Genomic DNA, 7,837 nt, shown 5'->3' on the forward strand with positions numbered 1-7,837 from the left:
GAATTTTGCCTGGGGCTGCGTTGCTCCTCGGTCACAGCCCCACTGGCGGGGGATGCTCGCTCGTCGCGCCTTGCCCCAGGCCAAATTGGGCGCAACGAACGTGAGCGTATTTACGAAACGGACCACTTAGTGGTCTGTCCCACAAATACGCTCACGTGAGCGTATTTATGAAATGGACCACTTAGTCCCGTGACAAAAAATCTCGACACTGTTGGTCTGCAGGATGGACGACAGATCTCGTAGCGCAGAGTTGCACTCTGCCGTATCGCAGAATTGTATTCTGCGGGGCGTCTCTCTGTCCGAGCCCGCTGGGACTTGCCGGCGCCCTGCCGATTGGAAATCGGCGATCCAGCAGATTGAAAATCTGCGCTACGGTTCTCCGGTCGATCTGTCGTCAATCCCACGGTCTGCACAGTATGTCGATGGCTTGGCAGACTTGTCAGGAAGGTCTGTCGGTCTCAGAATCGGCGCATGAAGTCCCGAACGACGCTGGCACTGGCTCTCTTCTTCATGTTCCCTTCCGTCGTGCAGGCGCAGAAAATCGTCATCGCTCACCGCGGCGCCAGCGGGTACCTGCCGGAACACACGCTGGCCGCCGTGGCGATGGCCCACGCGATGGACGCAGACTACATTGAGCAGGACGTGGTGTTGAGCAAGGATGGCGTGCCGGTGGTGTTGCACGACATTCACCTCGACGCGGTATCGGACGTGGCGAAACGGTTCACGGATCGCAGGCGCCAGGACGGCCGCTACTATGCCATCGACTTCACACTGGCGGAGATCAAGCAACTTAAAGTGACGGAACGGTTCGATCCCAAGGATGGCAAACCGGTCTTCGAGAACCGATTCCCAATGTGGGAATCCGCGTTTGAGATTCCGACATTGGAAGAGGAACTCCAGTTGATCCAGGGCCTCAACAGGAGCACGGGCAAAGACGCGGGCATTTACCCCGAAATCAAGAGACCGGCCTGGCACCGGGAGCAAGGGCAGGACATTTCCCGAATCGTTCTCGAAGTTCTGCGGCGATACGGCTACCGGGCCAAGACCGACCGGTTTTACCTTCAGTGTTTTGATTTCGAGGAAGTCAAGCGCATTCGCCGAGAACTGGGCTACCGCGGCAATCTGATTCAACTGATCGGCACGAGCGGTTCCGGGGAATCGTCCACCGACTACGATCGGCTTATGACGTCCGCCGGTCTGGAGGAGGCCGCAAAAGTCGCGGACGGCATCGGTCCGGCGCTCCAGCATGTCGTCACGGGGACGAGCAAGGCTTCCTTCAAAGTCACGGATTTGGTGAGCCGGGCGCACAAGCTGAAGTTGCAGGTCCATGCCTATACCTTCCGTGCGGATGCCCTGCCAGCCTACGCCGATTCCCTGGATGAATTGTTTCATCTTTTTTTCGCGCGAGCGCATGTCGATGGCGCATTCACGGACTATCCAGACCAGGGAGTGGCCTTTGTGCGCTTGTTGAGCCGCGAACCGTGAGCGAGAACGGAGGGAAAGGCCGGGCAAGATTTTTCCGAATACTGCTTGCAATTCACCGAAAAACGGGCAGCTTTCTCGGGTCTGTTAGATGGCTTGTCACTTCCAAGGCATGGTAAATCTTCAGGTGAACTCGGTTCAGTGATGATTTGAAACCCGACGGTCGGGAACAGTCTGGAGAAAACAAAGTTTAGTCTAAGACAGTAGAACATCACATGAACAATAAACTGTACGTAGGAAACATTTCCTTCAACGTCACTGAAAATGACCTCCAAGATGCGTTCGCCGCCCACGGCACCGTCGTCGAAGCCAACCTGATGGTGGACCGCATGAGCGGACGCCCGCGTGGCTTTGGCTTCGTCACGATGAGCACGGCCGAGGAAGCGCAAAAAGCGATCGAAGCCCTCAACGGGGCTTCGCTCGACGGACGCAATCTCACCGTCAACATTGCCCGCCCGAAGGAGGAGCGTTCGGGTGGTGGTGGTGGCGGCGGCGGCCGTCGCGGCGGATACGGCGGTGGCCGAAATCGCTATTAATTCCCAAATCTCATACGGATTGCGGGGCCCGGATTTGCCGGGCCCCGCGTTTTTTTGGCTTCGTCACCCAGCAGAGAGAGGACCTGGCCCCGGTGCATCCGAGTCGTCGTTAACTCGTCCTCGAAATAGACGTTGCAGACGGGGCTGCTTGGGTGGATGATTCGCGCCCCTGGTTCGGAGCGTAGCTCAGCCTGGCTAGAGCACTTGGTTTGGGACCAAGACGTCGCAGGTTCAAATCCTGTCGCTCCGACCATTTTTCCTAAGAAAATCGAAGATTTTGGAAAATCGGACGTGGAGTTCAAAAAGTCAGACACAGATTTGGCACAGAATCCCGCCGAATCTGGACCAAGGAGAGTGAAGTTCCCGCAAGTCATCCGGCATCGCAAAGCGGAGGCGACCATCTATGGAAAGAGCCGCCGATACCCGCGCTACCGATTGGCCTATTACGTGGCGGGCCAGCGCCGGCTTCGGACTTTCGCCGTGTTCAGCGAGGCCAAAGCCGAAGCCGAACGAATCGTCCGCGAATTGGCCGCTGGCTCACAAGCCGCCGGCCTGACCGGAAGCCAATCCCGCGACGCCCTGGCCGCGCTCGAACGTCTCGACGCCTTCCGTCAGGCGACCGGCAAACGCGTTTCGCTCCTGGCGGGCATTTCAGCCTTTTGCGAAGCCGCAACCAAACTCAACGGCATCGCGTTGTCCGAAGCGGTCGAAGGCTATCTCTCCACGGTCGCCAGCGTGAAGCGGAAGGACATTTCGGAAGCGGCCGAGGAATTCATTGAAAGCCGCAGGCACAAGACCGAAGCCAGGGACGGAAAGCGCCCCCAACTTTCTCGCGGCTACGCCTACAACGTGGCCATGTGGCTGCGGGAGTTTGCGCGGACATTCCCCAACACCGCCGTCTGCGACCTGACCAAAGAACTCCTGAACGCCTACATGGGCCAACACACCGAAGTTTCGCCGAAGACCCGCAACGAGCGCCGCAACGTGGTTCGGATGTTCCTGAATTGGTGCGTCCGCCAGGACTACCTGGGACGCCATCACCGACTGCTGGAAGCGGACGGCATGACGCGCGAACAGGCCGATCCTGAAGAGATCGAGTTTTATAGCGCCAAAGAACTTCGGTCGCTGTTGGAAAACGTCGGACAGGACTTGCGACCCATCATCGCTTTGGCTGCTCTGGCCGGAGTGCGTTTACAGGAGGCCATGCGGTTGACCTGGGAAGACATCTGGCGCGTCTCTGGGCACATCGAGGTTTCGGTGACCAAGAGCAAGACGCGGCAACGTCGGTTGGTTACCATCTGTCACGCCTTGGACCAGTGGCTTGCGCCCTACCGCGCTTGCACCGGCCCGCTCTGGATTCAGCACCGCCACACTTACCACCAGCTTTTCGACGAACTCCGTAGCTCATTGAAGATTCCGGCCCGGAGGAACGGCTTGCGTCATGGCTTCTGTTCGTATCACTTCGCCTTGCACGCCAACGAGAATTTGACCGCCGTGCAAGCCGGTAATTCACCCGCGATGATCCACGCGCATTACAAGGGACTCGCGACGAAAGCCGAGGCGGAAGAGTGGTTCAACGTCGCGCCCGCGAAGGCGGACAACGTGATTGCGCTCGATCCGGCGGCAACGAAGTGAGGCCAAGCCCTATGGATGCCCCGTTCTACTTCATCGGCTGGCGCCGGGTCATCTACTGCGATTTGCTGGACGCGGAACGGTTCGCTTGTGACGGACGGCCCGTGACGTTCAAAAGCGTTGTTCCCGTGCTGAGCTTCAAGAGCGTGAGCAAAGTCAGCGTGTTGGATCACTCCGCATTCAGCACCGCTGCCATGCCGCCCAAAGCGCGGCCCATCATTGTCTGATCCCATGAGCGCCGACAAAAGGAAGAGAAGGAACAAGGTAGGCACGGCTCCGAAACTTGAACGCTGCGAATGCGAGCTTCCCCCGCCGTTGGAACTAGCCAAGCTTGCCGCAGTCCTTCATCGGAACGAGAATTACTACTTTGATCAAGCCATCCAAAAGGCCGCGCAACTCTATCGAAAGGCCGTTCAGTTCCACGAAAAATTCGCGAAGGCGACCGCGAAAGAAAAAACCGTCATGTTGGCAGATTGGGATACGGAGCTGGCTGAGATTGTGGCCGATGAGTATTTCCCCTGGAGAAAGGTCATTCCCAATCCAGAGCACGGGCATCCCGCAACGCTCAATGAATTCTTGCGCCGGGTAGTAAAAGCGAAAACACCCGCAGACTGCGAAAAGAACCTACGCGATTATTTCCGCAGTCAATGCCCCCCAGGGCACGACGATTTGGATTTTGCCGCGCAATGGCTCGCAAAACTGAAAGCGGACGGCTTGGATGATGAACAGTGGTATGGCCTGGGCTCCTGTTACCTGAGTTGGCGGAAAGACCACGTATCGGAGCAAAACCGCAAGAACCGCCAAGGAAAACGTAAGAAACCTTTCGCTGACGAAAAATAGGGTTTGATTCGGGTTTCGGTCTCTTCTCGACTGCTTTTCCTTTTTTGACCCGCTGAATTCGTTTTTCCACCCCGCGAATTCGTTTTTTAGCTCCCTGAATTCGTTCTACTCGTCACCCCAAGAGTTGCAAAAGTGCGTGATGCCCCACGTGTAGCGTAGGGCGATGCAAACGCACGTAACTGCCGGGTCGGACAGCGGCCCAGAAATCATCGACGAGTCAACCCTCCGAGAAACCCTGCTGCCCGCCAGCGCGCGCTCACTCAGGAATTGGAGGGATAAGGGAATCTTGCCTTACATTCGTCTGCCAGGGAGCAGACGGATTTTCTACCATCGCAAGAGCGTACTCGACGCTCTTGTCAGACTTCAGAAGGGAGGCGTCTAATGACCGCTGACCAAGAAGTACAGCCCGCGCCCTGCCAGGCCACGGGGGATAACCAACTCCAGGATGCTAAGGTAGCATCCCAGCCTGGCATTGCAAGGTTTTTTCCCCCGCGCAAAGGAAGGAATTTCTATGAATGAGCGTGAGATACAGGATGGCCCCTGGATGTGGCAGCACAAAGACGCGTTCTGGCGGATCAACCAGGGTTTGGAGCGCGGCTCCGCAGCATCGGCGAAACTGGTTTACGTTGCCCTAACCTGGATTGCCAGTGACGAGCAATCGGAAACGTTTAGCAAGCCAATCAACTACATCGCGGACCTGGCGTCGCTCGGGCGGCGAACAGTCGAGAAGCGACTGGCCGACCTTGAGCGTTTAGGTTTCGTTTTGATCGAGCGAAAGAAGCTCGAGGGAACCAAAGGCAACGATCTAAATACCTACACCCTTGCGAAATTAATGCGTAAGGGCCTTGCGCAATTAATGCGTAAGCCTTGCGCAAGTGAAGAGCCTCTTCACTTGCGTAGTTCTTTAAGAAATCAAAGAACTATAAGAATTGAAGAAGAAGGGAAGGAACACCCCCCCCCTCTCGCTCCGGAGGGTTTGTCTTCCTTAATCGATTCTGAGCAGATCGAGAAAAGGGCCAAGAAAGACGATAAACCTCGGCCTGTAACAATCCCTAGCAATCTCCCGACCGACGAGGAGGCGGACAAATGGCTCGCCCAGGAGAAGGAAAGAGGCGCGGATTGGACAACGGCGGAGATGAAGAAGGCACTGTTAAGCCTGCGGGCTGGCGGCGGCAGGTGGGGGAAGCACCCGATCATCGACTGGCAATCCTGCCTGAGTCTGCGGATGCAAGCACAACGCGAGGACGCCGAAGCCAAACTGAAACAGACACGCCCCGATCACTCAAAGGGACGGTCTAAGTCTGAGTCTTCTAACCTCCCGACCGATGAAGAGGCGGCCCAGTGGCTATCCCAGGCCAGGGAGAACGGGGCGGACTATACCGCGGCGGAGATGAAGAGCGCCCTGTTGAGTCTCCGAGCCAACGGGGGCATGTGGGGGAAGAATCCAATCGTGGATTGGCGGTCAGGGCTGGAGCGTCAGATACAGTTCGACAGGCGAACCGGAGGAACCAAAGGCCCCGTAGTGCCAGCCCGGCCCGATCACAGCAAGGGCTTTTGATGAAGACAAATTCACTGGTTATTTTCACCAAGGCCGCGCTGATGCTGGCCGAAGCGGACACGATCCAAAAGGCAAAGGAACTCAAAAGCCTGGCACTCACCGCCGCCGAGTGGGCAAAGCGGAAGGACATGGGCGAGGAAGCCATCCAGCATTGCCGGTCGTACGCCCTGGAAGCCGAGCGCAAGATGGGTCAGATGCTCCGGGAGACGGAGAGGGCGAACGCTGCCAGGGACAAGAAGAAAGCGGAATGCCCACAGGGTATTCCGCCCACATTGAAAGAGCTTGGTCTCAGTCCGAAAGAGTCTGCGGAGGCACAACTGCTGGCGGAACTACCCGCCGATGACTTCGAGGAGATCAAGGCTGGAAAGAAAACCAGAGCGAAGGCGAAGAAGGAACGCCAGCAAAGCGCCAATGAACTGACATGAACCGCCAGCAAAATTGTTACTCCTGTAAGTCGCCCATAGATGAAGCAACGGGGACCTGCGCCTGCCCAGGAGGGCGTAGTCGCAAAAAGTGCCAAATCTGCGGCGAATGGGTTTACTCCGGCGCCATCTGGACTGAGCATTTCCATTCGCATGAATGGACTCGTCGCCGTCGCGAACGACGCGAACGACGGGAACAAGCGCGCCAAAAGATTTGTCCGGTCTGCAATACCGCATTTCGCGCAAACCGCTGTGACGGCCAGTTCTGTTCAAATGCCTGCCGTCAAAAAGCCTACCGCGCTCGCGTTACGGCCTCTGGCGGTTCAGGTTTGCCACCGCCAGTAAGCGTAACGGCGGTTGAACTTCACGTTACGGCTGTTGGCGCTTCCACAGCGGAAGCTCCGATAACTGTAACAATCCCATGACCCGACCGCCGCAACCCGACACGTTCACCCTGACGCTGCGCGCTCTTCCGGGTTGGCCGACGCGATTCAATGCCAGGCCGCCGGAGCAACGGCTGCGTGCGGCACTCAAGCGCCTGCTGCGCGATCACGGCTTGCGTTGCGAGTCTTTCGAGCCGGCCAAAGGCGCGAATCCCCAAACCGCAGACTCATGAAAACCACACTGACAGCCTCCGAGCGGAAAAACTTCAATCACGTGATTGGTGATTCAGACCTTTGCGCCTGGCGTCCCGTGTCCGGCGTTGTGTGGGTTCAGACCCGCAACCCCAAACACGCGGTGCGGCTCGCCCAACGAAGGGATTCCCATCTGGTAGTGCGCGGCATGGGAGGCGGCTACCTCAAGACGTTCGAGTTCACGGGTAAGACATTGGCTTGGGCTTGGCGATTGATCCGGCGGTACAAGGCGAGTCAGACTCCCGCGTTGGCGAGTACCGGTACGGGGGTGAAACTTGAGAACTTGGCCACGGCATGAGCTATGTCTGTCGCCAAGGTCAACAGCGACCTACCGGCAAAAGGCGTTTCCCGTGGCGATCTGCTTCCCCGGGTAGGGTCAGCACACCGGCGAGCGGCCATCGGCGTGTCCTGGGGCATTGTGAATAACTTCTACGTGCATCCGGTAGCGGTTCCTGCTACCAACGTCCTGAAGGATCTGCACCAAGGCAAGGTTTCAACCAATTTGGACCGGCTCGGCACGCTTCTTCAGCGCGGATCTCCTACCGCCTCCTCCTTGGCGTGCCAGCCGGTCCTTTCGTCCAGTGGGACAAACAACACACCGGACTCCGAGACATCGGCCTGTCCTAGGGCAAACTAGAGCGGTCCCCTTGAGCCGCTTCGACCCCATAGCGCCGCTCGATCTCCGGGAGATGCGCAGCCATGCACAAGGTTACCACTTCTGTCACCGGTCGA

Annotated in this window: 9 protein-coding genes and 1 tRNA gene; all 10 read left to right on the top strand. The window is 57.7% G+C overall.

Going from position 1 to position 7,837, the window contains the following annotated elements; all coding sequences use genetic code 11:
- Positions 1 to 471: 471 nt before the first annotated feature.
- Positions 472 to 1,485, top strand: a complete 1,014-nt coding sequence (gene glpQ / locus FJ398_23700; GenBank protein MBM3840903.1) for a glycerophosphodiester phosphodiesterase — start codon at positions 472 to 474, stop codon at positions 1,483 to 1,485.
- 212 nt (positions 1,486 to 1,697) lie between these two features.
- Entirely contained in the window at positions 1,698 to 2,018 is a 321-nt protein-coding gene (locus FJ398_23705; protein ID MBM3840904.1) for an RNA-binding protein, read from the top strand.
- A gap of 175 nt (positions 2,019 to 2,193) precedes the next feature.
- Positions 2,194 to 2,271: transfer RNA gene (locus tag FJ398_23710), tRNA-Pro, on the top strand.
- Positions 2,272 to 2,372: 101 nt separating this feature from the next.
- On the top strand, positions 2,373 to 3,653 hold the full coding sequence (locus FJ398_23715) for a hypothetical protein (GenBank protein MBM3840905.1): 1,281 nt from the start codon (positions 2,373 to 2,375) through the stop codon (positions 3,651 to 3,653).
- 11 nt (positions 3,654 to 3,664) lie between these two features.
- Positions 3,665 to 3,877, top strand: a complete 213-nt coding sequence (locus FJ398_23720; GenBank protein ID MBM3840906.1) for a hypothetical protein — start codon at positions 3,665 to 3,667, stop codon at positions 3,875 to 3,877.
- Between the two features lie 235 nt (positions 3,878 to 4,112).
- On the top strand, positions 4,113 to 4,490 hold the full coding sequence (locus FJ398_23725) for a hypothetical protein (protein MBM3840907.1): 378 nt from the start codon (positions 4,113 to 4,115) through the stop codon (positions 4,488 to 4,490).
- A gap of 511 nt (positions 4,491 to 5,001) precedes the next feature.
- Positions 5,002 to 6,048 (top strand): hypothetical protein, encoded by a 1,047-nt coding sequence (locus tag FJ398_23730; GenBank protein ID MBM3840908.1) that lies wholly within the window; start codon positions 5,002 to 5,004, stop codon positions 6,046 to 6,048.
- Positions 6,048 to 6,473, top strand: coding sequence for a hypothetical protein (locus FJ398_23735; protein MBM3840909.1), 426 nt, complete (start codon positions 6,048 to 6,050; stop codon positions 6,471 to 6,473). Before FJ398_23730 ends, FJ398_23735 begins: the two co-directional genes overlap by 1 nt.
- Positions 6,474 to 6,891: 418 nt before the next feature.
- Positions 6,892 to 7,086 (top strand): hypothetical protein, encoded by a 195-nt coding sequence (locus FJ398_23740; GenBank protein MBM3840910.1) that lies wholly within the window; start codon positions 6,892 to 6,894, stop codon positions 7,084 to 7,086.
- On the top strand, positions 7,083 to 7,403 hold the full coding sequence (locus tag FJ398_23745; GenBank protein MBM3840911.1) for a hypothetical protein: 321 nt from the start codon (positions 7,083 to 7,085) through the stop codon (positions 7,401 to 7,403). Before FJ398_23740 ends, FJ398_23745 begins: the two co-directional genes overlap by 4 nt.
- The last annotated feature ends 434 nt before the right edge of the window (positions 7,404 to 7,837 follow it).

It is taken from the genome of Verrucomicrobiota bacterium, from assembly GCA_016871535.1.
In the GTDB taxonomy this organism is placed as follows: domain Bacteria; phylum Verrucomicrobiota; class Verrucomicrobiia; order Limisphaerales; family SIBE01; genus VHCZ01.